This is a genomic window from Jeotgalibaca caeni (assembly GCF_028863945.1).
Taxonomy (GTDB): Bacteria; Bacillota; Bacilli; order Lactobacillales; family Aerococcaceae; genus Jeotgalibaca; species Jeotgalibaca caeni.
The window spans coordinates 1-22,684 of the sequence record NZ_JARBEA010000016.1 but is presented as its reverse complement, the minus strand read 5'-3'; the positions used below and the strand labels follow the sequence as shown (position 1 = coordinate 22,684).

The 22,684-nt window shown below is 42.1% G+C and carries 22 protein-coding genes and 1 other annotated feature; of the genes, 20 read left to right on the top strand and 2 right to left on the bottom strand.

Going from position 1 to position 22,684, the window contains the following annotated elements:
• The first annotated feature begins 10 nt into the window (after window positions 1-10).
• From PVE40_RS05045 to rpoC, 19 genes are all read left to right on the top strand, one after another.
• Window positions 11-529 (top strand): NYN domain-containing protein, encoded by a 519-nt coding sequence (locus PVE40_RS05045; protein ID WP_274730819.1) that lies wholly within the window; start codon window positions 11-13, stop codon window positions 527-529.
• Between the two features lie 111 nt (window positions 530-640).
• Window positions 641-1,171, top strand: coding sequence for a sigma-70 family RNA polymerase sigma factor (locus tag PVE40_RS05040; RefSeq protein WP_274730798.1), 531 nt, complete (start codon window positions 641-643; stop codon window positions 1,169-1,171).
• A gap of 312 nt (window positions 1,172-1,483) precedes the next feature.
• The gene (locus PVE40_RS05035) at window positions 1,484-2,074 is read left to right on the top strand and encodes a Gx transporter family protein (RefSeq protein ID WP_274730797.1); all 591 of its coding nucleotides are present in this window, start codon (window positions 1,484-1,486) and stop codon (window positions 2,072-2,074) included.
• A 250-nt stretch (window positions 2,075-2,324) separates the two neighbouring features.
• The gene (locus tag PVE40_RS05030) at window positions 2,325-4,190 is read left to right on the top strand and encodes an FAD-dependent oxidoreductase (protein WP_274730796.1); all 1,866 of its coding nucleotides are present in this window, start codon (window positions 2,325-2,327) and stop codon (window positions 4,188-4,190) included.
• 103 nt (window positions 4,191-4,293) lie between these two features.
• Window positions 4,294-4,716 carry a NusG domain II-containing protein gene (locus PVE40_RS05025; RefSeq protein ID WP_274730795.1) on the top strand — a complete coding sequence of 141 codons (423 nt, stop codon included), beginning with the start codon at window positions 4,294-4,296 and terminating at the stop codon, window positions 4,714-4,716.
• Between the two features lie 31 nt (window positions 4,717-4,747).
• Window positions 4,748-5,728, top strand: a complete 981-nt coding sequence (locus tag PVE40_RS05020; protein ID WP_274730794.1) for a polyprenyl synthetase family protein — start codon at window positions 4,748-4,750, stop codon at window positions 5,726-5,728.
• Between the two features lie 210 nt (window positions 5,729-5,938).
• On the top strand, window positions 5,939-6,448 hold the full coding sequence (locus PVE40_RS05015) for an FMN-binding protein (protein ID WP_274730793.1): 510 nt from the start codon (window positions 5,939-5,941) through the stop codon (window positions 6,446-6,448).
• Between the two features lie 93 nt (window positions 6,449-6,541).
• A complete protein-coding gene (locus PVE40_RS05010; RefSeq protein ID WP_274730792.1) occupies window positions 6,542-7,600 on the top strand; it encodes an FAD:protein FMN transferase in 1,059 nt (352 codons plus the stop codon).
• An 11-nt stretch (window positions 7,601-7,611) separates the two neighbouring features.
• Window positions 7,612-8,550 carry a 1,4-dihydroxy-2-naphthoate polyprenyltransferase gene (gene menA, locus PVE40_RS05005; RefSeq protein WP_274730791.1) on the top strand — a complete coding sequence of 313 codons (939 nt, stop codon included), beginning with the start codon at window positions 7,612-7,614 and terminating at the stop codon, window positions 8,548-8,550.
• Window positions 8,551-8,614: 64 nt separating this feature from the next.
• Entirely contained in the window at window positions 8,615-8,767 is a 153-nt protein-coding gene (rpmG, locus tag PVE40_RS05000) for a 50S ribosomal protein L33 (RefSeq protein WP_274730790.1), read from the top strand.
• 14 nt (window positions 8,768-8,781) lie between these two features.
• Window positions 8,782-8,952: a preprotein translocase subunit SecE gene (secE, locus tag PVE40_RS04995; RefSeq protein WP_274730789.1), complete on the top strand. Its 171-nt coding sequence runs from the start codon at window positions 8,782-8,784 to the stop codon at window positions 8,950-8,952.
• A 127-nt stretch (window positions 8,953-9,079) separates the two neighbouring features.
• Window positions 9,080-9,634 (top strand): transcription termination/antitermination protein NusG, encoded by a 555-nt coding sequence (gene nusG, locus PVE40_RS04990; RefSeq protein WP_274730788.1) that lies wholly within the window; start codon window positions 9,080-9,082, stop codon window positions 9,632-9,634.
• 125 nt (window positions 9,635-9,759) lie between these two features.
• A complete protein-coding gene (gene rplK / locus PVE40_RS04985) occupies window positions 9,760-10,185 on the top strand; it encodes a 50S ribosomal protein L11 (protein WP_274730787.1) in 426 nt (141 codons plus the stop codon).
• 100 nt (window positions 10,186-10,285) lie between these two features.
• Window positions 10,286-10,975, top strand: coding sequence for a 50S ribosomal protein L1 (gene rplA, locus PVE40_RS04980; protein ID WP_274730786.1), 690 nt, complete (start codon window positions 10,286-10,288; stop codon window positions 10,973-10,975).
• Window positions 10,976-11,028: 53 nt separating this feature from the next.
• Window positions 11,029-11,154: a sequence feature (ribosomal protein L10 leader region), on the top strand.
• A 36-nt stretch (window positions 11,155-11,190) separates the two neighbouring features.
• Window positions 11,191-11,691, top strand: a complete 501-nt coding sequence (gene rplJ / locus PVE40_RS04975; protein ID WP_274730785.1) for a 50S ribosomal protein L10 — start codon at window positions 11,191-11,193, stop codon at window positions 11,689-11,691.
• An 80-nt stretch (window positions 11,692-11,771) separates the two neighbouring features.
• Window positions 11,772-12,140, top strand: coding sequence for a 50S ribosomal protein L7/L12 (gene rplL / locus PVE40_RS04970; protein WP_274730784.1), 369 nt, complete (start codon window positions 11,772-11,774; stop codon window positions 12,138-12,140).
• A gap of 73 nt (window positions 12,141-12,213) precedes the next feature.
• The gene (locus tag PVE40_RS04965) at window positions 12,214-12,813 is read left to right on the top strand and encodes a class I SAM-dependent methyltransferase (RefSeq protein WP_274730783.1); all 600 of its coding nucleotides are present in this window, start codon (window positions 12,214-12,216) and stop codon (window positions 12,811-12,813) included.
• A 277-nt stretch (window positions 12,814-13,090) separates the two neighbouring features.
• Window positions 13,091-16,618: a DNA-directed RNA polymerase subunit beta gene (gene rpoB, locus PVE40_RS04960; protein ID WP_274730782.1), complete on the top strand. Its 3,528-nt coding sequence runs from the start codon at window positions 13,091-13,093 to the stop codon at window positions 16,616-16,618.
• Window positions 16,619-16,760: 142 nt separating this feature from the next.
• Window positions 16,761-20,390, top strand: a complete 3,630-nt coding sequence (gene rpoC / locus PVE40_RS04955) for a DNA-directed RNA polymerase subunit beta' (RefSeq protein WP_274730781.1) — start codon at window positions 16,761-16,763, stop codon at window positions 20,388-20,390.
• Between the two features lie 50 nt (window positions 20,391-20,440).
• Here the strand turns inward: rpoC and PVE40_RS04950 are convergent, their stop codons facing one another.
• Window positions 20,441-21,151, bottom strand: a complete 711-nt coding sequence (locus PVE40_RS04950; protein WP_274730780.1) for a prepilin peptidase — start codon at window positions 21,149-21,151, stop codon at window positions 20,441-20,443.
• Between the two features lie 160 nt (window positions 21,152-21,311).
• Here PVE40_RS04950 and PVE40_RS04945 point away from each other — a divergent pair, with 160 nt between their 5' ends.
• The gene (locus PVE40_RS04945) at window positions 21,312-22,202 is read left to right on the top strand and encodes a DUF368 domain-containing protein (protein ID WP_274730779.1); all 891 of its coding nucleotides are present in this window, start codon (window positions 21,312-21,314) and stop codon (window positions 22,200-22,202) included.
• Window positions 22,203-22,503: 301 nt separating this feature from the next.
• Here PVE40_RS04945 and PVE40_RS04940 read toward each other — a convergent pair.
• Window positions 22,504-22,684: hypothetical protein (locus tag PVE40_RS04940; RefSeq protein ID WP_274730778.1), on the bottom strand; the 181-nt coding region annotated here is incomplete at its 5' end.

Genomic DNA, 22,684 nt, shown 5'->3' with positions numbered 1-22,684 from the left:
GATGAAATCAATGAAAAAAGAAGTCTTAGTAGTGGATGGCTACAACATGATCGGTGCGTGGCCAGAACTAGTAAAATTGAAGGACAATGATTTCATCGAAGAAGCGCGCGATCGCCTCTTACAAACCCTTTCGAACTACTGCACGTTTGAGAACAAGGACGTCATTGTTGTTTTTGACGCCCAATTTGTTCCTGGTATTACCAAAGAATATACCAAATATAAAGTAAAGGTCGTCTTCACTGCACAGGGGGAGACGGCCGATACGTATATTGAGGGCGTTGTCGACAACCTGAAGAATGTTCTGACGGATGTAACAGTTGCGACTAGTGACCTTGCTGAACAACAACTCGTTTTCGCTAAAGGTGCGAGCCGGATGTCTGCCAATGAATTGTATAAGGAAATCAAACGTTCCTTGCGGGCTTTGCAGCAAGAGACCAATCAATTCCAAAACATTTCGAAAAGAAAACGTGGAACGTGGTCGGAGGAACAATTAAATACACTAAAGCGCTTGCGTGATCATTTAAGTTAAGGTATGATAATAACATCACAAAAGCTGGGGGAGATTTATGTGTCCAATTGTCCTGATAATGAAAACGTTTACACAATGGAGGAGATGGTAGCTTTCTTAAAAAAAGGAGATATGAGCTACTTCGATCCTTTATTTCTTCGTTTTCATCCATTGGTTAACAAGTTTTGCACGATGTACCGGGTTCGCACGATGGAACGAGAAGATTTATATCAAGAATCACGTATTGTTTTATTAGAAGCGGTCCAGTTATATGATCGTGACAAGGGACTAAAGTTTGCAGCCTATTACAAACTGTTACTACAGCACCACATTTATAATTTGCTTCGCAAAGATACAGCAATGAAGCGAAGAATCGATTACGAAGCCATTTCTTATGATTTTCTTCACGACAAGAACAATACGGAAAACAATTTACATTTCTATAAAAAAGTCGATGCATCCTCACCAGAAAGTATTCTTGAGGTAAAAGAAGCAACGATGGATTACTTTGATCAACTTTCTGACTTTGAACAGGAAGTTTTTCGTTTCTACCTCGAAGGGTTGGATAAAAAAGAAATTGCCGTTCGTATCAATAGTACATTGGATCAAGTCCAAAATGCCTATGATCGGTGTCGACAAAAACTAAAAAGAAGTTTACTCTAAATTTTAGGAACGCAAGGATGGGATAGAGACCATTCTTGCGTTTTTTGGTTGGACAAGCATCAAATGGGTAGATCACCAAAAAAATTCTGCTGAACTACCCATTTTTTTGAGAAAGTGGGTAGACCAGCGCAAAAAAGTTTCTGAGCTACCCATTCTAATCAAAAATTGGGTAGCTCAGAGGTGGCGCTGCCTCTGAACTACCCAAATCTTTTATTTTTAATGCTGGAACAATACTGTAAGAAGCAGAAATATGCTACACTAAGAAACAGAAAATGGTCTTGCTCGAAGCAGCAAGCAGTAAAGGTATCTGCGATGAAAAAAAATACAAAATTACTATATATATCATTATTAGCAGCACAAGGAGTCGTCATCACCTTGCTGGAGCGCTCCATTCCGTTTCCATTTGCCTTTGCTCCCGGTGCGAAGCTGGGGCTGGCCAATATGGTCACCATACTGGCGCTCTTCACGTTGCCGTTTAAGGACAGTTTCAAGGTGGTCTGGATGCGGCTCATTATTTCTACCTTCTTAGGCGGAACATTATCTACGTTTCTCTATAGTTTTGCGGGTGCTTTCTTAAGCTTCTTTGGGATGGTGGCTGTGCGCAAGCTCGGTCCGAAGCGAGTTAGTTTAATCGGAGTCAGCGCAACTGGTGGGATTTTACACAATGTGGGGCAGCTAATCGTTGCCAGCACGATTGCACAATCATTTGGAGTGATGCTCTATCTACCTGTATTGGCATTTACCGGTATCTTCTCCGGAATTGCGGTCGGGATTGCGGCAAACTACCTGATGGAACACGTTGTGACGATCCGCAACTTCCAACGCGATGAGGCAAAAACAGATTCATTAACCAAGGCATGGTACGAAGCAAACTATACGACGGAATATCAAGATTTGGAATAAGAGGTTGGACCATGAGTAACAGGTTCCTGCCTCTTTTTGCTTTTCCCTCCTCCTTTATTTTTCATGTAACCCTTTCCGATATGAGAAATAGCTAATAATGGCTCTTTCATTGAATTTGCCATGGACAATTTTTCACAAATGTCCTATAATTATTAGGTAAGTTGATTAATAGTAAGTGACCTATTCTTTGTTAAGGATTTTACATACAGAAATTATTCGATTCTAATAAGAATTAAAAAGGAGCAGAAAAATGGCAAAGACTAATATTGTCGTGATTGGTGCTGGTTTTGCTGGTGTTGCAGCAACGAAGAAATTAGCAAAACATTTCAAAAAAAATAATGATGTCTTGATTACTCTGATTGACCGTCATTCTTATCAAACCTATATGACGGAACTTCACGAAGTTGCAGCAGGACGTGTAGAGCCTGATGCAATTCAATACGATCTACAACGCCTGTTCAACCGGAACAAAAACGTAGATATCGTAACCGATGAAGTAAAACATGTGAACCATGAATCAAAAGAAGTTACAACGGTTAATACCGTTTTCCATTATGACTATCTCATCGTAGCGATGGGTGGCGAACCAAATACCTTTAACGTACCTGGCGTAGACGAAAATGGCTTCACCTTGTGGAGCTGGGAAGATGCAAATACACTTCGTCGTCACATCAAAGATACCGTTGAAGCAGCCGCAATCGAACATGATGTAGAAAAACGCAAAGCAATGCTGACAATGGTTGTTTCCGGAGCTGGGTTCACTGGTGTGGAGATGATCGGTGACCTGATGGAATGGAAAGACCGTTTGGCAAAAGACAACAAACTGGATCCAAATGAGTTCTCATTCTATCTAGTAGAAGCTGCACCAATTATTCTAGGTGTTGTAACAGAGAAAGAGTCTTCTAAAGCAGAACGCTACTTGAACAAAAACGGCGTGAAAATCATCAAAGGCAATGGTGTTGCCAAGGTTGAGGAAGACTCCATTGAGCTAAGCGACGGAACCATAATTCCAACACATACTTTGATCTGGACTGCTGGTGTAAAAGCCAACACAGATACAGAAGATTATGGAATCGAAAAAGGACGCGCTGGCCGTTTGGTAGCCAACCAATACATGGAAGCACAAGGTGCAAAAGACGTCTATTTGGCAGGGGATATCGTGTACTACGAAGAGCCTGACAAAGATAACCGTCCAACGCCACAAATCGTGCAAAACGCTGAACAAACCGGTCATACTGCAGCAGCAAACATTATTGCAGCATATGAAGGGAAAGAAAAAGTCCCACATAAGAGTAATTACCAAGGATTTATGATTTCCATTGGTTCCCGTTACGGTGTAGCGTACTTGATGGATAAGATTCACTTGAGCGGTTTTATTGCAATGGCAGTAAAACACCTAATCAATCTATTCTACTTCCTATCAATCGGTTCCGTTTATTACTTCGTACAATATATCCATCATGAATTCTTCCATATTCGTGACGGACGCAATATCTTCCGCAAACACTTGTCTCGTTACGGCAACGTGCTATGGGCCTTGCCGCTGCGTCTCTACTATGGTTCGATGTGGCTGATTGAAGGGTTGAAGAAACTGTTTGGTTTGTTCGGCACAACTTCTTGGTTCGGCAATGAAGTTACCTTACCGTTCAGCTGGTTACAAGATCCAACATCGGGTGCTACCGAAGCGGTAGAAGAAGTGGCAAAACCAGTCTTTGGTCTGAACTATGTATATGGTGAAGAGCCAATGATGGTATTCAAAGAAATGCCAGGTTGGTTTGAGAGCATTATGAAATTCATGCTTCCAAACCAAGATGTTGCTTTGTTCTTCCAAAAGTTCATGACCTTAGTTGAAGTTGCGATTGGTTTAGCAATCATCTTTGGCTTGTTCACTTGGTTAGCAAACGCAGCAACGGTTGCGTTAGTTGTATCCTTCAGCTTGTCCGGTATGTTCTACTGGGTAAACATGTGGTTCGTTCCAGTAGCCATCGCCTTGATGAACGGTTCAGGCCGTGCAGTAGGGTTGGATTACTACGTGATGCCATGGCTTCAGAAGAAGCTCGGCAAGTGGTGGTATGGAGACATTAAGTCGATCTACGAGCCAGGAATTGAAAAATAATAACTAAAAAACCAAAAGGGGTTAAGGTGGGGAAACTTGCCTTAGCCTCCTTTTTTCCTTTATGCTAATAAAAAATAACATTCTTTTTGAAAGGATGTCCCTAATGAATATAATGAAATATCTAAAAAAGGTTCGCCGTGGAGATGTGATCATCGTGCTTCTCCTGATGATCGGTTCTTTTATTCCGCTCGGTGTCTTTACCTACCGACAAGCACAGGCAGATGAGAATCGCTTACAAGTAGTGGTAGAAGCAGATGGCGAAGTCGTCAAGCTGTTTGACTTGGTGGATGATGGAGAAACAGAGACGTTTGTTTATCATGATGAGGATGGACATGAAAATGTGATTGTCCGGAATGGCTTGTCAGTCACCATGCAAGAAGCGAACTGCAGCGACCAAGTGTGTGTGCGCATGAACGCAGTTGATGCAGCGGGGGAAACGATTCTTTGCTTGCCGCATCGCGTATTAGTGGAAGTGAAATCGGATGAGCCTGTAGAGCCAGCAGACGGCTTGGATGTTATTTCCTAAATGTAAGGAAGATTACAGGAGAGTGAAAGGTATGAACGTACATCCAATGTGGGATGAATATCCCGCCTTGCGGAACGAATTGGCGGAAACAATCCAACTCATTGAGAAACAAATTACAATCCGGCACCCGGATGTGCAACAAAAAATTAAAGAATTACTGACTGGTGGCGGTAAACTATTGCGACCGGCTTATAGTATCCTTTTTTCTCAGTTCGCCAAAGAACGAGATCCCAAAAAAGCTCAAGCTGTTGCGGCAGCCATTGAAGTTCTTCATCTTGCAACATTAGTTCATGATGACGTCGTGGATGAAGCAGCAACCAGACGCGGACAAGATACCTTTAACGCCGCTTACGACAATCGGATTGCCATTTATACGGGCGATTACTTGTTTACCGTTTGCTTTAACTTGTTGCAAGAATACGTTGCAGATGCTTCGATTCTGCAGTTGGACTCGAACGGGATGGAAACCATCCTCCTTGGGGAACTCAATCAAATGACCAACAAATATCAGACCAACATGCGGATGCGGGATTATTTCCGTCAGGTAAAAGGGAAAACAGCGGAGTTGTTTGCTCTGAGCTGTTATTCTGGTGCTTACCAAGCAACAGAAAATAAGAAGCTTGCTCAACAAGCTTACCGAATCGGACAAAACATCGGTATTGCCTTCCAGTTGATCGATGACAACCTGGATTATAATGAGAATAGTGAAAAAATCGGCAAGCCTGTTTTGCAAGATTTGCGTAACGGAATTTATACCGCTCCATTGCTCTATGCACTGCAAACAAACCGGGACGAACTGTTGCCTTACCTCTTAAAAAAAGACCAAATTACAGACGAAGAAGCCTTACGAGTATTAGCACTTGTAAAAGAGGCGAAAGGGATAGAGGAAGCACAACGGTTGGCAGCCAAATACACACAAAAAGCGCTTAAACAGATCCAACAATTACCCGACGAAATGCCACGAAGCCTTCTTTCGAACATTACTGAACAAATTCTCCAACGAGAATCTTAAAGTGAAAACACTGATATAGCGGTGTTTAGGTGGATTAATATTAAAATTTGATAAAAAATAGCCATAGATAATGAAATATTTCATAAACTTTTTTGTTTTTCGTTGCAATGGTGGTTCTTTGGTGGTACTATAGCGGTGTATTCAATTTGTGAATGATTTGACAGGTGGACGGACATTCACAATCAAATTAAAAAAAGGGTGGTTATACGAATGGCTTTTAACAAAAAAATGACAACTTTCAGTTTGACACTAGCTTCTACACTACTATTAGCAGCTTGTGGTGGCGGAGATACAGATACAGAAACAACATCAAGCACAGAATCAACAGCAACTTCAGAAGTGGCTGCTGGCGAACTACAAGATGGAACATACAAACTTGTAGAAAAGAACTTAGACGACAACGGTTGGAAAGTTGATTTCAGCATCACAGTTGAAGACGGCGTTATCACCGAATCGAACTATGATAACTTGAATGAAGCTGGCGAAAGCAAACTAGAAGATGAAGGATACCAAACAGCAATGGCTGAAAAGACAGATGGCGTTGGTCCTCAACAATACATCCCAGAATTGAACGAACAACTAGTTGAAAAACAAGATGCAGCTGAAGTTGAAGTTGTTACAGGAGCAACACACTCTTCTGACTCCTTCAAAGAATATGCACAACAATTGATCGATGCTGCTAAAGAAGGCAACACTGAAACAATCGAAATCGACAACTAATCATCTTCATAAAGAATAGATAAAGGTAGGAACATGTACGTCGTTCCTGCCTTTTTCGCTATTTAGATGATCAGGGAAGAGGAGTACATCAGAATGATGAAGAAAATAGCTCGTTTCATCGCATTTTTCTTTTTGGCCGTTTTCTTTTTAGCAGCCTGTGGGAATGAGAACGAAGAAGAGAAGCTACGCGATCAAGCGTATGAAGATACAGAATTTTTAATGGGCACGTATGTGACCTTGCGGATATATAATGAAGGAAAAGAAGCGGTGTTGGCAGAAGGGTTCGAATTGGTGCGCGATTTAGCCGACAAGATTACAGGTGAAACCCAAGAATCAGAGATTTCCAAAATTAACGCAGCGGCAGGTAGCCATCCGGTTGAAGTGTCCGACGATGTTTATGAAGTATTGAAGATTGCGGCTGATTATAGTAAGACCTTAAACGGTCAATTCAACTATGTACTTGGCTCAATCACCAATCTTTGGCGGATTGGATTTGATGATGCCAGAAAGCCAGGGCAAGCCGAAATTGATGAGGCACTCCAACATGTCGACTTCACGAAGGTTGTCTTTCATGATGAAGAGCAGTCTGTCTTCTTAATGGAGGAAGGAATGGAACTGGATTTGGGGGCTATTGCGAAAGGGTACATGACGGATCGCATTCGTGATTTGTTTGCCAGCCAAGGGGTTACGAGTGCCATTATCGATCTAGGAGGAAATGTGTTTGTGATGGGCGGTTCCCCAAGCAGAGACGGTGAAGTTTGGAATGTAGGAATTCAAGACCCACAAGGATCACGCGGAGAAAGTATTGGTTCTACCATCCAGTCCGACCGTTCCATTGTAACTTCAGGAATTTATGAGCGGTACTTAGAAGTGGATGGGAAAATCTATCATCACTTAATGAACCCGGAAACGGGATACCCATTTGATAATGAAATTATCGGTGTTTCCATCATTTCTGAAAATTCAGTAGACGGGGATGCCTTATCTACACTTGTTTTCGGACTAGGGCTCGAAGAGGGACTAGAATATGTCAACGGACGTGAAGATGTAGAAGCGATTTTCATTACCCAAGAGAATGAAATCTACTTGTCAGATGGGTTAGAAGACAACTTCGAGCTGACCAACGAAACATATACACTTGTAGCGGAATAGGGGAATAAAGGATGAATGTAGCTGTATTTTTAGAATTAGTAGAAATTAAAACAAAATTAGCCAGTTTTTTCCCGTTTGTATTAGGAACTTTATATAGCATCTACTATTTCTCGTCGTTCAATGGCTGGAATACCTTGTTATTTTTTGTAGCCATGCTGATTTTTGATATGGCCACAACTGCGATCAACAACACGATGGATTATGTGAAAGCAAAGAATCTAACCTACCGGGATGAGGAAAATATTTTAGGAAGAGCGGGGCTATCGGTCCGCCAAGCCACCTACATGATTCTCTCGATGGTAGGAGTGGCAGCGTTACTAGGTTTGTTGTTAACCTACCGGACGAACCCTCTGTTATTGGTTCTCGGGGCGGCTTGCTTTTTGGTCGGGATTCTCTATACGTTCGGACCGTTTCCCATCTCGCGGATGCCGCTAGGCGAGGTATTATCTGGGCTGACAATGGGGTTTGGGATTTTCTTTATTGCCGTCTATATCAATGTGCCAAGCCATGAGCTCGCAGCGCTGACCCTCGACTGGCCGACTTTTTCTATGGAAGGGAATGCGCTGACCTTATTAGCGGTGTTTCTGCATTCCTTGCCGCTCGTCTTTACGATTGCTAATATCATGCTCTCCAATAACATTTGTGATTATGAAACAGACATCAGTAACCATCGTTATACCTTGACCTATTACATCGGGAAGCCGGCTGCGTTGAAACTATATGCATTTCTCTACTACGGCGCGTTTCTTGCGATTTTAGTGGCAGTGCTTGTTGGCGTAACTACTCCGTGGATGTTAGGCGTGTTTCTTTTGTTCCCGGTTTTCCAGAAAAATATCAACCGTTTTGTGGCGAATCCTGACAAAGCAACCACGTTTAATCTGGCGATTAAGAGTTTGGTGCTGTTCCATACGTGTCAAATCATTTTGCTCGTGATTGGAATTCTTTATTGACAAGAACGATTCGTCATTCTACTATTAATAGGAATGGAAATTAGGAAAAGAGAGGTGAGTGGCATTGGTACAAAGAAAAGCAGCGCTTGCGTGCGTTGAATGTGGTTCGCGAAATTATACCATTACACCTACTGAGAAAAGTCGTACAACTCGCTTAGAAGTGAAGAAATTCTGTAAATATTGTGGAAAGCACACGAATCATAAAGAAACCAAATAGATCTGAGGTGTCCCATGAAATTTTTGAAGAGCGTTAAGGAAGAAATGAAACTCGTTACTTGGCCAACCGGAAAAGCACTTTCCAAAGATACAACTACAGTCGTTGGCACCGTTTTATTGTTTGCTGCCTTTTTTGCAGTCGTTGACTTTGGAATTGTAGAAGCAATCGAATTGATTTTAAGCTAGACCAATCCAGCGATGGATGGTAAAATGACACGTGTTTTGCTATAATGTAGTTGCGAAGAAAAACCTTTCGAGTAGTGAAAGGTTTTTTTATTTAACAAAAATTCCCCCTAAAGAAAGAAGTGGAACAATGGAAACGATCGAAAATGAAAAAAATTGGTACGTACTGCACACTTATTCCGGCTACGAAAACAAAGTCAAAATGAATATTGAATCCCGCGCACAGAGCATGAATATGGAAGATAACATCTTCCGCGTCATTGTACCGGAAGAAGAAGAAGTTATCGAAGACAAAGATGGCGAAAAGAAAACCAAAATGCATAAGACTTTCCCAGGATATGTATTGGTGGAAATGATTATGTCGGATGAGTCTTGGTTCGTCGTTCGAAATACACCAGGTGTAACAGGGTTTGTCGGCTCACACGGCGCAGGAAGCAAGCCTGCACCTCTATTGAAAGAAGAAGTGGATTGGATCTTGAAACGGATGGGATTGAGCACACGTACACGTGACATTCAATTCGAAAAAGGCGAGAGCGTTACGATTACCGAAGGAGCCTTCAATGGCCTGTCTGGTATCGTAGATGAGATTGATCCAGAGAAAGGCAGATTGAAAGTATTGATCGAAATGTTCGGTCGGGAAACCATTGCTGAACTGGAATATGAACAAGTAGATAAAATGAAATAAATTTGTTGACAGGGAACAAAATTATTGGTATCATATTGCAGTGCGTTTAGACGCATGATTTGTGTGGGAGGGGAAATCTCAAACCCCATTCAACCACATCACGAACAATCAAGGAGGTATGTATCGTGGCTAAAAAAGTTATGAAATTAGTTAAATTACAAATTCCTGCAGGGAAAGCATCTCCTGCTCCCCCAGTAGGTCCAGCATTAGGTCAAGCAGGTGTAAACATCATGGGATTCTGTAAAGAATTCAATGCTCGTACACAAGACCAAGCTGGTTTGATTATCCCAGTTGTGATCACCGTGTTTGAAGACCGTTCATTCACATTCATCACAAAAACTCCTCCAGCTCCAGTATTGTTGAAGAAAGCTGCTGGATTGGACAAAGCTTCTGGTGAACCAAACAAAAACAAAGTTGGTTCTGTTACTCGTGACCAAGTTAAAGAAATCGCTGAAACAAAAATGCAAGACTTGAATGCAGCAGACGTAGAAGCTGCTATGCGTATGGTCGAAGGTACTGCTCGCTCAATGGGTATTACTATTAAAGACTAATCAATCAAGCAGCTTCTCATGGAACCTCTTGCTCTCATGAAAGCAAAGGTTGCCAGTGGGAGGTAAAACCGTTAAAACCACAATCAAGGAGGAAAAAATCATGGCTAACAAAAGTAAAAAATTCCGTGCTGCGCTTGAAAAAGTAGAAAGAACAAATGCTTATTCTGCTGAAGAAGCATTGGCATTGGTAAAAGAAATCGATTATGCAAACTTCGACGCATCTATTGAAGTTGCTTACCGTTTAGGAATCGACACTCGTAAAAATGATCAACAAATCCGTGGAGCAGTTGTATTGCCACACGGAACAGGTAAAACACAACGCGTATTAGTATTTGCAAAAGGTGACAAAGCGAAAGAAGCTGAAGCAGCTGGAGCAGACTACGTAGGCGAAAACGAATTGGCTGAAAAAATCCAAGGCGGATGGTTTGACTTTGACGTTGTTGTAGCAACTCCTGACATGATGGGCCAAGTAGGTCGTTTGGGTCGCGTATTGGGACCTAAAGGCTTGATGCCAAACCCTAAAACAGGTACCGTTACAATGGACGTAACAAGAGCTGTTGAAGAAATCAAAGCTGGTAAAGTAACATACCGTGCTGACAAACAAGGTAACATCCATGTACCAATCGGAAAAGTTTCTTTCGACGACCAAAAATTGTTGGAAAACTTCCAAGTAATTCATGATGTTGTTGTTCGTGCAAAACCATCAGCAGCAAAAGGTCAATACATCAAAAACTTGAGCGTTGCTTCTACTTTTGGCCCTGGCGTTAAAGTAGACCCAAGTTCATTATAATCAAATAAAAATATAGCTTGACCTAGATGGTTGTCTTTGGTACAATCATCTAGGTTAAATTATATGTCTTACCGAAGACAGTAGGAGGCTCAGCCTTAATCATCCTACCGAGGAAGAATCCAGTTCATAAACAACGGATCCTCTATGTCTAGGTGGCATAGAGTTTTTTGTTTTTACAAAAAATTCTATTCAAATCCCAGGAGGTGAACGATAAGATGAGTGAAGCTGCTATTGCTAAGAAACAAGAATTAGTAAACGAAGCTACTGCTAAACTGCAAGAATCTGCATCTGTTGTAGTGGTTGATTACCTAGGACTTACTGTTGCTGAAGTGACAGACCTACGTAAACAATTGCGTGACGCAGGCGTTGAAATGAAAGTATTGAAAAACTCTGTTATTTCTCGTGCTGCACAAGCTGCAGGACTAGAAGGTATGGAAGATATTTTCAAAGGACCTACTGCTGTTGCATTTAGTACAGAAGACGTTGTAGCACCAGCTAAAATTATGGCTGACTTTGCAAAAACCGCTGACAAGCTAGAAATTAAAGGCGGCGTTATCGAAGGAAAAGTTGCTACAAAAGAAGAGATCGAAGCTCTTGCTAAATTGCCAAACCGCGAAGGAATGTTGTCTATGTTGCTTTCAGTACTACAAGCACCTATGCGCAACTTTGCATTGGCTGTTAAAGCTGTTTCTGAGAAAGACAACGAAGCTGCATAAGCATCGTTATGTACGACTCGGTTTCTGTTAAGAAACCAACCAAAAACCAAAAAAATATAAATTAATGGAGGAAACATATCATGGCATTGAACGTAGAACAAATTATTGCTGATATCAAAGAAGCAACAGTTCTTGAATTAAACGACCTAGTAAAAGCAATCGAAGAAGAATTTGGTGTAACTGCAGCAGCTCCTGTAGCAGCAGCTGGTGGCGCTGGAGAAGCAGTAGCAGAAGAACAAACTGAATTTAACGTAGAATTGGTTTCTGCTGGAGACAGCAAGATCAAAGTTATCAAAGTTGTTCGTGAAGCAACTGGCCTAGGCTTGAAAGAAGCTAAAGCAGTAGTTGACGGAGCACCTGGCGTTGTTAAAGAAGGCTTGTCTAAAGAAGACGCAGAAGCTTTGAAAGCTCAATTAGAAGAAGTAGGCGCATCTGTAGAATTGAAATAATTCTATTAGAGGCGAAGAGGCTGAAGAATTCTTCAGCCTCTTTTTCTATCGTAAAAGGAAGGGGAGAATAGGAATGTCAGACCACTATTATTCAACGAACCCATCAGCAAAAAGCGAAGAGGAAACATGGAGCTTCCGTTTGCGCAACAAAGATTTCCATTTTACTACTGATACAGGTGTGTTTTCAAAAAACGCTGTCGACTTTGGGTCGCGTTTGCTGATTGAATCCTTCGAAGCACCAGATGCTCCAGGGAATATCTTGGATGTAGGCTGCGGATATGGTCCGATTGGTCTTTCCTTGGCGCATGCCTATCCAGACCGAACCGTTGAAATGGTAGATGTGAATGAACGTGCATTGGCGCTAGCGAAACGAAATGCAAAAGCAAATCAGATCACAAACGTATCCATTCATGAGTCTTCCATTTATGATTCAGTTGATGGAACATTTGCTGCCATTGTAACGAATCCGCCCATTCGTGCCGGGAAACAAACGGTCCACCAAATCCTAGCTGAAGCGTACGATTACTTAACAGAAAAAGGAACCTTGACTGCCGTTATTCAGAAGAAGCAAGGGGCTCCGAGTGCGCAGAAGAAAATGGAAGAAGTGTTTGGCAATGCAGAAGTCATCGCCCGCGACAAAGGATATTGGATTATTCAAAGTATTAAAGAATAAAGTATTGACAAATGTCTATGAAAAAAGTATAATATTATATACTGTGGACACAATACAAATAGTTCAGAGGTGCGGTTGAAATATTGTCCAACCAGCATTTCACACGACAAAAAACAAAAGACAGAGTAATTTTCCCTGAAATTGCATCGTTCTTTTGGTTTTTTTTTGTCAAAAATCAGGTCGACACAGGCGTTTGTTAGCAAAGTGTAATCTTTGTAACGTAAATGTAATAATTTGTTTTGTTTCTTTTTGTCAATATTTATGAGGGGTGAAGAAGTTGTTAGGACACAATGTTAAGTACGGGAAACAACGTACCCGCAGAAGTTACTCACGTATCAATGAAGTATTAGAACTTCCAAACCTGATTGAACTTCAAACGAATTCCTACAAGTGGTTCTTGGATAAAGGATTGCGCGAAATGTTTGATGATATTTCGCCGATTGAAGATCATACAGGCAACTTGGCCTTAGATTTTTTGGATTACAAGCTACAAGAGCCTAAGTATTCGGTAGTAGAAGCGCGTCAACACGATGCAAACTATTCTGCACCGATTTATGTAAAACTACGTCTTATCAATAAAGAGACGGGTGAAATCAAAGATCAAGAAGTTTTCTTTGGAGATTTCCCACTAATGACCGAAATGGGTACCTTTATTATCAACGGTGCAGAACGGGTTATCGTTTCTCAATTGGTACGTTCACCAGGGGTTTACTACCATAACAAGATCGATAAGAACGGGAAAGAAACATTTGGAAACACGATGATTCCAAACCGTGGCGCATGGATGGAATTTGAAACAGATGCAAAAGACATCTCTTATGTACGGATTGACCGTACGCGTAAGATTCCTTTGACTGTTTTGATTCGTGCACTTGGATTTGGTTCCGATGACCAAATTTTAGAAATTTTCGGAAATAGCGACACTTTGAAGTTAACAATGGAAAAAGATGTCCATAAAGTTTCTTCTGATTCAAGAGCAGAAGAAGGATTGAAAGACATCTATGAGCGACTCCGCCCAGGCGAACCAAAGACAGCGGACAGCTCCCGTAACCTCTTATATGCACGCTTCTTCGACCCAAGAAGATACGATTTAGCGCCAGTTGGACGCTATAAATTAAACAAGAAATTAAACATCAAGACGAGACTATATAACCAAATCTTAGCGGAAACCCTTGTGGATCCTGAAACAGGCGAAATTTTGGCTGAAAAAGGAACAGAAGTAAACCGTGAAGTAATGGATCGTTTGAGCAGCCACTTTGACAACGGCTTGAATGAAGTGATCCTTCATCCTACTGATGACGGAGTTGTAACAGAGCCTGTTCGTGTTCAAATAGTAAAAGTCTACTCTAAAGTAGATCCAGAAAAAGAAGTAAACATCATCGGTAACGGTGAAGTAGAAGAAAGCATCAAGAACCTGACAACGGCTGACATTTTTGCTTCCATCAACTACTTCTTAAACCTTTACGAAGGTCTAGGAAACACGGACGACATCGACCACTTAGGGAACCGTCGTATTCGTTCAGTTGGTGAACTATTGCAAAACCAATTCAGAATTGGATTGTCCCGGATGGAACGTGTGGTACGTGAAAGAATGTCGATTCAAGACGTTTCTACCATTACCCCACAACAATTGATTAATATTCGTCCAGTTGTAGCATCCATCAAGGAATTCTTTGGTTCTTCTCAATTATCACAATTCATGGACCAAACCAATCCATTGAGTGAGTTGACACACAAACGTCGTCTATCTGCCTTAGGACCCGGTGGTTTGACACGGGACCGTGCTGGATACGAAGTACGTGACGTTCACTATTCTCACTATGGCCGGATGTGTCCGATTGAGACACCTGAAGGACCGAATATCGGTTTGATTAACAGTTTGTCTTCCTATGCGAAGATTAACGAATATGGTTTTATCGAAACACCATACCGTCGTGTTGACTGGAATACACACAAAGTAACCGATAAAATTGATTACTTGACCGCTGACGAAGAAGATAAATTTGTAGTCGCGCAAGCGAACTCCTTATTGAATGAGGACGGCAGCTTTGTTAACAACATCGTCATGGCACGTTACATCCACGATAACTTGGAAGTGCCGATTGAACGTGTAGACTACATGGACGTTTCACCGAAACAAGTAGTCGCAGTTGCGACCGCATGTATCCCGTTCTTGGAAAACGATGACTCCAACCGTGCCTTAATGGGTGCTAACATGCAACGTCAAGCTGTACCGTTGATTAACCCACAAGCACCGCTTGTTGGAACAGGTATGGAATACAAATCTGCTCATGACTCCGGAGCTGCATTACTATGTGCGAACGATGGTGTCGTGGAATTTGTAGACGCAAAAGAAATCCGTGTACGTCGTCCAGACGGATCATTGGATAAATACAATGTAATTAAGTTCCAACGTTCAAACTCTGGAACTTGTTACAACCAACGTCCGATTGTATCCGTTGGCGACCAAGTAGAAGCTGGCGATACATTGGCAGACGGTCCATCCATGGATAAGGGAGAAATGGCTCTTGGCCAAAATATCCTAGTAGCCTTCATGACTTGGGAAGGGTACAACTATGAGGATGCTGTTATCATGAACGAACGTCTGGTAAAAGACGACGTCTACACTTCCATCCATATTGAAGAATATGAATCAGAAGCACGTGACACGAAACTTGGACCAGAAGAAATTACGCGTGAAATCCCGAACGTAGGGGAAGACACGTTGAAAGACCTCGACGAACGTGGAATCATCCGCATCGGAGCTGAAGTACGTGATGGCGATATCTTAGTAGGGAAGGTAACTCCTAAGGGTGTAACTGAACTTTCTGCTGAAGAACGTCTATTGCACGCAATCTTTGGTGAAAAAGCGCGTGAAGTGCGTGATACTTCCCTACGTGTGCCTCACGGCGGCGGCGGAATTGTGCATGACGTGAAAGTATTTACCCGTGAAGCAGGCGATGAGCTGGCTCCAGGCGTAAACTTACTCGTACGTGTGTACATTGTCCAAAAACGGAAGATCAACGAAGGGGACAAGATGGCTGGACGTCACGGTAACAAAGGGGTTGTATCCCGTATTTTACCGGAAGAAGACATGCCTTACTTGCCAGACGGTACACCAGTTGACATCATGCTGAATCCACTAGGGGTTCCTTCACGGATGAACATCGGACAAGTATTGGAACTACATTTAGGTATGGCTGCACGTCAGCTTGGCATTTATGTAGCAACACCAGTATTTGACGGTGCGAACGAAGAAGACGTATGGGGAACTGTTGCAGAAGCCGGAATGGCTAGAGATGCAAAAACGATTCTTTACGATGGAAGAACCGGTGAGCCATTTGACCACCGTGTCTCTGTTGGGGTTATGTACTACTTGAAACTCTCCCACATGGTTGATGACAAGTTGCATGCTCGTTCTACTGGACCTTACTCCCTTGTTACACAACAACCATTGGGTGGTAAAGCACAATTTGGTGGACAACGTTTTGGGGAAATGGAAGTATGGGCACTGGAATCTTATGGTGCTGCTTATACGTTACAAGAAATCTTGACCTACAAGTCAGATGACGTTGTTGGACGTGTGAAGACCTACGAAGCAATCGTAAAAGGCGAAACCATTCCGAAGCCAGGCGTACCAGAATCCTTCCGCGTATTAGTAAAAGAATTACAAGCACTTGGTTTAGATATGAAAGTTCTTGACGAAAATCAAGAAGAAATCGAATTGCGTGACATGGATGAAGAAGATGACGTGGTAAACTTCGAACGTTTGAACAAGCAAACGGAAAGAAGAGAAACAGAATAGGAAATATGGTTCGGACAGGTAAATAAGAAGGAAACCCGCTTTGGCTTTCCTTTTTATTCCTGACCTACCTTTTCCAAGATTCATTGCATGTGATAAGCAGGATGAGCATATGGGCGGCTCACAGAAAAGGGAGGGAAGCCCCTTGATAGATGTTAATAATTTTGAAACAATGCAAATTTCTCTGGCTTCACCTGATAAAATCCGCACATGGTCTTACGGGGAAGTTAAAAAACCAGAGACCATCAACTACCGGACATTAAAACCAGAAAAAGATGGACTCTTTTGTGAACGAATTTTTGGACCACAAAAAGACTGGAAATGTTCTTGCGGCAAGTACAACGGAATCCGTTACAAAGGGATTGTTTGTGATCGCTGTGGCGTAGAAGTAACCCGCTCGAAAGTACGTCGGGAACGCATGGCACACATTGAATTAGCAGCACCTGTAACGCATGTTTGGTATTTCAAAGGAATTCCAAGCCGGATGGGTCTTGTATTAGATATGAGCCCGCGTGCCCTTGAAGAAATCATTTACTTTGCAAGCTATGTAGTTATCGAACCAGGTGACACAACACTTGAATCAAAACAATTGTTGACTGAACGTGAGTACCGTGACAAACGGTCTCAATACGGCAACAGCTTCCATGCTGCTATGGGTGCGGAAGCAGTAAAACAATTACTGCAACGCGTTGACCTAAACACAGAATGTGAAGAATTAAAAGAAATCCTTAAAACAGCGACCGGTCAAAAACGGACGCGTGCGATTCGTCGTTTGGATATTTTGGATGCTTTCCGTAGTTCTGGCAACAAACCAGAATGGATGGTTATGGATGTTATTCCTGTCATCCCACCAGACTTGCGTCCAATGGTTCAATTAGAAGGTGGCCGTTTTGCAACGAGTGACCTGAATGACTTATACCGTCGTGTCATTAACCGTAACAACCGTTTGAAACGCTTGTTGGATTTGAATGCACCAAACATCATTGTTCAAAACGAAAAACGGATGCTGCAAGAAGCAGTTGATGCGTTGATTGATAATGGTCGTCGTGGCCGTCCTGTAACAGGACCAGGAAACCGTCCATTGAAATCACTCTCCCACATGTTGAAAGGGAAACAAGGTCGTTTCCGTCAAAACTTGCTGGGTAAACGGGTTGACTACTCCGGCCGTTCCGTTATCGTTGTTGGTCCATTCCTAAAAATGTACCAATGTGGACTACCAAAAGAAATGGCTTTGGAATTATTCAAACCATTCTTGATGAAAGAATTAGTTGCACGTGATCTAGCTGGAAACATCAAAAATGCAAAACGCAAAATCGACCGTATGGACGAAGATGTGTGGGATGTATTAGAAGATGTAATCCGTGAGCATCCGGTTCTGTTGAACCGCGCACCAACCTTGCATAGATTAGGAATCCAAGCCTTTGAACCTGTATTGGTTGAAGGGAAAGCAATTCGTTTGCATCCACTTGTCTGTGAAGCATACAATGCTGACTTTGATGGAGACCAAATGGCGGTTCACGTTCCACTGAGTGAAGAAGCACAAGCAGAAGCACGTTTATTGATGCTTGCTGCCCAAAATATCTTGAATCCAAAAGACGGTAAACCAGTTGTAACTCCTTCTCAAGACATGGTTTTAGGGAACTACTACTTAACCATGGAAGAAAAAGGAAAAAATGGAGAAGGAATGATCTTCGCGAATCCAAATGAAGTAGTCATGGCCTACGAAAATGGTTACGTTCATTTACATACGCGGATTGCGATCTACACCAAATCCTTGCCGGCTAAACCTTGGAAAGATAGCCAAAAGAACAAACTATTGGTAACGACAGTAGGGAAAGTCATGTTCAACGAGATCATGCCAGATGAATTCCCATACTTGAACGAACCAACACAAGAAAACCTAGAAGAAGCAACACCAGATAAGTACTTTGTTGAATTGGGAACAAACGTGAAGGAATTCATCGAAAACCAACCAATTATTGGACCATTCAAGAAGAAAAATCTAGGAAATATCATCGCAGCAGTCTTCAAGAAATACCAAGTAACCGAAACTTCGAAGATGTTGGATAACTTGAAAGACTTGGGTTACCATATCTCCACTCGTTCTGGAATTACCGTTGGGATTGCTGACATCTTAGTATTGGAAAGCAAACAAGCGATTATCGACACGGCCCACAAACGGGTAGAAGCGGTAAACAAACAATTCCGTCGTGGTTTGATTTCTGACGATGAGCGTTACAACAACATCATTAATACTTGGAACCAAGCGAAAGATGCAATCCAAATCGATCTAATGGAATCCTTGAAACAAGAAAACCCAATCTTCATGATGAGTGACTCTGGAGCTCGTGGTAACATCTCCAACTTTACGCAACTTGCAGGGATGCGTGGTTTGATGGCTTCTCCAAGTGGGAAGATCATGGAATTACCTGTTATCTCCAACTTCCGTGAAGGGTTGACCGTTCTAGAAATGTTCTCCTCCACTCACGGTGCGCGTAAAGGGATGACCGATACCGCCTTGAAGACCGCTGACTCGGGTTACCTAACTCGTCGTTTGGTTGACGTAGCACAAGATGTGATCGTTCGTGATGACGATTGTGGAACAGATGAAGGTTTGAATATTCAAGCAATTCGTGACGGTAACGAAATTATTGAAGCTTTGGAAGAACGTTTGATTGGGCGCTATGCGCAAAAATCCATTGTTCATCCAGCAACAGGCGAAGTAATCGTTCCGCATAACGGATTAATTACTGAAGATTTAGCAAAAGAAGTGATTGAAGCTGGTATCGAACAAGTTACCATTCGTTCCGTATTTACATGTAACACACGTCACGGCGTATGTAAGCATTGCTACGGTATGAACTTGGCAACAGGTAATGAAGTTGAAGTTGGGGAAGCAGTCGGAACCATTGCTGCACAATCCATCGGTGAACCAGGTACTCAATTGACCATGCGTACATTCCATACAGGTGGGGTTGCCGGAGACGACATCACACAAGGTCTTCCTCGTATTCAAGAAATTTTTGAAGCACGTCATCCAAAAGGACAAGCTGTTATTACAGAAGTAACCGGTGAAGTAATCTCCATCGATGAAAATGCAGCAGAACGTTCGAAGGAAGTAACTGTAAAAGGAATGACCGATACTCGTACATACTCTGTACCATTTACATCTCGTATGAAAGTATCAGAAGGCGACTACGTTCACCGTGGAGCTCCTCTAACAGAAGGATCAATCGATCCGAAAGAGTTGCTACGTGTCCGTGACGTATTGTCCGTTGAAACCTACTTACTACGCGAAGTACAAAAAGTATATCGTATGCAAGGGGTAGAAATCGGCGACAAGCACGTTGAGGTTATGGTTCGTCAAATGTTGCGTAAAGTACGCATCATGGATCCAGGCTCAACAGATATCCTACCAGGTACATTGATGGATATCGCGGACTTTACTGACCGTAACGCGGCAAGTATCCGTGCAGGAGAAATTCCAGCAACGGCTCGTCCCGTCCTTCTTGGTATCACAAAAGCTTCTTTGGAAACAAACAGCTTCCTATCTGCTGCTTCCTTCCAAGAAACAACTCGTGTATTGACAGATGCTGCACTACGCGGCAAGACAGACGAATTACTTGGTCTGAAAGAAAATGTTATTATCGGGAAAACCATCCCTGCTGGTACGGGTATGGCTCGTTACCGCAAGATGGAACCTCAAGCAGTCAATGTAGGTACCAAAAGTGCATACAGCATCAAATCAACACCTGCTGCAGGAACCGAAGAATAATCGATAATGAAATGAAAGGCAGAGGCTGCGATAAGCGCCTCTGCCTTTTTTTATGCTATTTCCCGTACGAAGAAGAAGGCCAGTACTAAGAAGGGTCCGAAGGGAATGGGTGCATGGAGCTGTTCCTTGTTAGAGTGATGTCTCATAAAAATAGAGGAGAGCCCCATTAAAGAGGCGAGAAATAGGACAAGCGTTGCACCATGGAAGCCTAACGCCCACCCAAATAGACCCAGTAACTTGATATCTCCTCCGCCAAGCCCATCACGTACCAATAAGGCAGAAATACCGCTCACCAGTAACATGGCAAAGGCACCTAGTAAATAAGCAGGATTGCCTAGTTGCCCGTTAGAGTGATGGGATGCCAAGATTAATAGGAACAACCCAATTTGGAAGAGGTCTGGAATAATAAAATGCTGCTGATCAACGACTGCGATGAGGAAGAGGAGGAGATACAAAAACCAATTCCCATATGCATCAGGATAGTGCCAAGTAAGGTAAATCACTAAAGTTCCTCCTACTGCCTCATAAAATAGATAAAGAGGAGAGAACTTCGTATGACAATAACGACATTTCCCTCCTAAGCAGAGAAATGAAAGAACCGGAATGAGAGTAAGGGGAGACAAGACGTGATGGCACGTGTCACAATGCGAACGTGACCAGCCGATTCTTTCCTTCCTAGGGAGACGGTCAGCCAATAGATAGAAGAACGAAGCCAGACACCCTCCTACCATAAAGATAAAACCACCATACAAAACATACATTTTTTCACTTCCTTTCTTCTATAAGATACGCAGAAAAACCGGTTTCCCATTTTAGAAAAGAAGAAAATTTTAGGGAATCTTAGTTTCATTGCTCGGATGTTTCGCTATAATAGAAAAGTGTATGAAAAATAGTAAAGAAGAAACGAAGGTGAACAGAGGAATGGAACAACATAATGAAGTACTAGAAGAAGATAATCCAACGAAATGGTTGATTCGGATGTTAAAAGGGATCGCTGTAGGAGTAGGAGCTATTTTACCAGGATTGTCCGGGGGAGTTTTAGCCGTTATTTTCAATATCTATGATCCCCTTTTACGCTTCTTAGGTAATATCCGTAAAAACTTTATGGCGAACGTGCGCTACTTTATTCCTGTGGGGATTGGAGTGGGGATTGGAATTGTTATTTTCTCCTTATTTGTAGAAAAAGCCTTTGGACAGTATGCGGCACAATTTACCTGCTTATTTATCGGTTTTGTAGCCGGGACTTTCCCCTCCTTATTTAAGACTGCTGGAAAAGAAGGGCGTAACAGCGCAGACTGGATCATTCTTGCAGTGGCAGCATTGGGAATTTTCTTCGTCATGTTGATGGGAAGTGCCAGCCTGACACAAGTAACGCCTAGCTTCGTAGCATGGGTGTTCTCTGGAGCGCTAATCGGATTAGGCTTAATCGTACCGGGAATGAGCCCAAGTAACTTTTTGATTTACTTTGGTTTGTACGACAAAATGGCAGCAGGAATTTCTGCATTTGATTTCGGAGTGATTATTCCTTTAGCGATTGGCCTCATTATTTGTGTGCTTCTCTTTGCGAAAGCTGCGAACTGGCTCTTTGACCATTTTTATTCAAAAATGTACCATTTCATTCTTGGAATGGTAATAGGATCTTCTCTAGCAATTTTCCCTACTACGGTATTCCCATCATTAACCACAGAAGGATTAGCAGAATCCGGATTAAGTTTCGGAACAGCAATTGCTTTCTCGATAGGAATGTTTATCCTGGGAACCATTTTTTCTTTTTGGTTCAGCCGTATTGAAGATAAATACGAAACAAAATAAACGAATGGAATCCTTTCTTCTACAGAGTGAATGGTAGGGGAAGGGATTTTTTTAATAATATATAATAAATATTATGAAAGTAAGCGCTACCTATTGCATTTTTTCTAATTTGTGCGATAATAGGAAATGCACCAGAGAAAGAAATACAGATTATTTTACTTTTTTGAAGGAAAATGATTGACGGAAGTTTCTACAGATGGTATTATATAAAAGTTCTCGAAACACGAGACACCATTTCAAAAAAACTTTCTTAAAAAACTTCTTAAAAAGTTGTTGACATAAGGGAGCAGAGATGTTATTATTAAGAAGTTGTCACAGAGTGTGTTACACGCTGGACGTGATAACGGATTGACCTTTGAAAACTGAACAAAGAATGAACGAACCAAACGTGCAGGGCATCCTTATGGATGCACACAATTAAGTCGGCACTTGTGCCGCAAAACATCAAGTCAGCAAAAAAAGAGCTATTCTGCTCATCATGT

Excerpts from the sequence above, each read along its gene's own strand:
- PVE40_RS05040 (WP_274730798.1), top strand. The coding sequence starts at position 641 with ATGAGCTACTTCGATCCTTTATTTCTTCGTTTTCATCCATTGGTTAAC.
- secE (WP_274730789.1), top strand. The coding sequence starts at position 8,782 with ATGAAATTTTTGAAGAGCGTTAAGGAAGAAATGAAACTCGTTACTTGG.
- PVE40_RS04965 (WP_274730783.1), top strand. The coding sequence starts at position 12,214 with ATGTCAGACCACTATTATTCAACGAACCCATCAGCAAAAAGCGAAGAG.
- PVE40_RS05015 (WP_274730793.1), top strand. The coding sequence starts at position 5,939 with ATGGCTTTTAACAAAAAAATGACAACTTTCAGTTTGACACTAGCTTCT.
- PVE40_RS05045 (WP_274730819.1), top strand. The coding sequence starts at position 11 with ATGAAAAAAGAAGTCTTAGTAGTGGATGGCTACAACATGATCGGTGCG.
- menA (WP_274730791.1), top strand. The coding sequence starts at position 7,612 with ATGAATGTAGCTGTATTTTTAGAATTAGTAGAAATTAAAACAAAATTA.
- PVE40_RS04945 (WP_274730779.1), top strand. The coding sequence starts at position 21,312 with ATGGAACAACATAATGAAGTACTAGAAGAAGATAATCCAACGAAATGG.
- PVE40_RS05010 (WP_274730792.1), top strand. The coding sequence starts at position 6,542 with ATGATGAAGAAAATAGCTCGTTTCATCGCATTTTTCTTTTTGGCCGTT.
- nusG (WP_274730788.1), top strand. The coding sequence starts at position 9,080 with ATGGAAACGATCGAAAATGAAAAAAATTGGTACGTACTGCACACTTAT.
- rplA (WP_274730786.1), top strand. The coding sequence starts at position 10,286 with ATGGCTAACAAAAGTAAAAAATTCCGTGCTGCGCTTGAAAAAGTAGAA.
- rplJ (WP_274730785.1), top strand. The coding sequence starts at position 11,191 with ATGAGTGAAGCTGCTATTGCTAAGAAACAAGAATTAGTAAACGAAGCT.
- PVE40_RS05030 (WP_274730796.1), top strand. The coding sequence starts at position 2,325 with ATGGCAAAGACTAATATTGTCGTGATTGGTGCTGGTTTTGCTGGTGTT.
- PVE40_RS04950 (WP_274730780.1), bottom strand. The coding sequence starts at position 21,151 with ATGTATGTTTTGTATGGTGGTTTTATCTTTATGGTAGGAGGGTGTCTG.
- rplL (WP_274730784.1), top strand. The coding sequence starts at position 11,772 with ATGGCATTGAACGTAGAACAAATTATTGCTGATATCAAAGAAGCAACA.
- PVE40_RS05025 (WP_274730795.1), top strand. The coding sequence starts at position 4,294 with ATGAATATAATGAAATATCTAAAAAAGGTTCGCCGTGGAGATGTGATC.
- PVE40_RS05035 (WP_274730797.1), top strand. The coding sequence starts at position 1,484 with ATGAAAAAAAATACAAAATTACTATATATATCATTATTAGCAGCACAA.
- PVE40_RS05020 (WP_274730794.1), top strand. The coding sequence starts at position 4,748 with ATGAACGTACATCCAATGTGGGATGAATATCCCGCCTTGCGGAACGAA.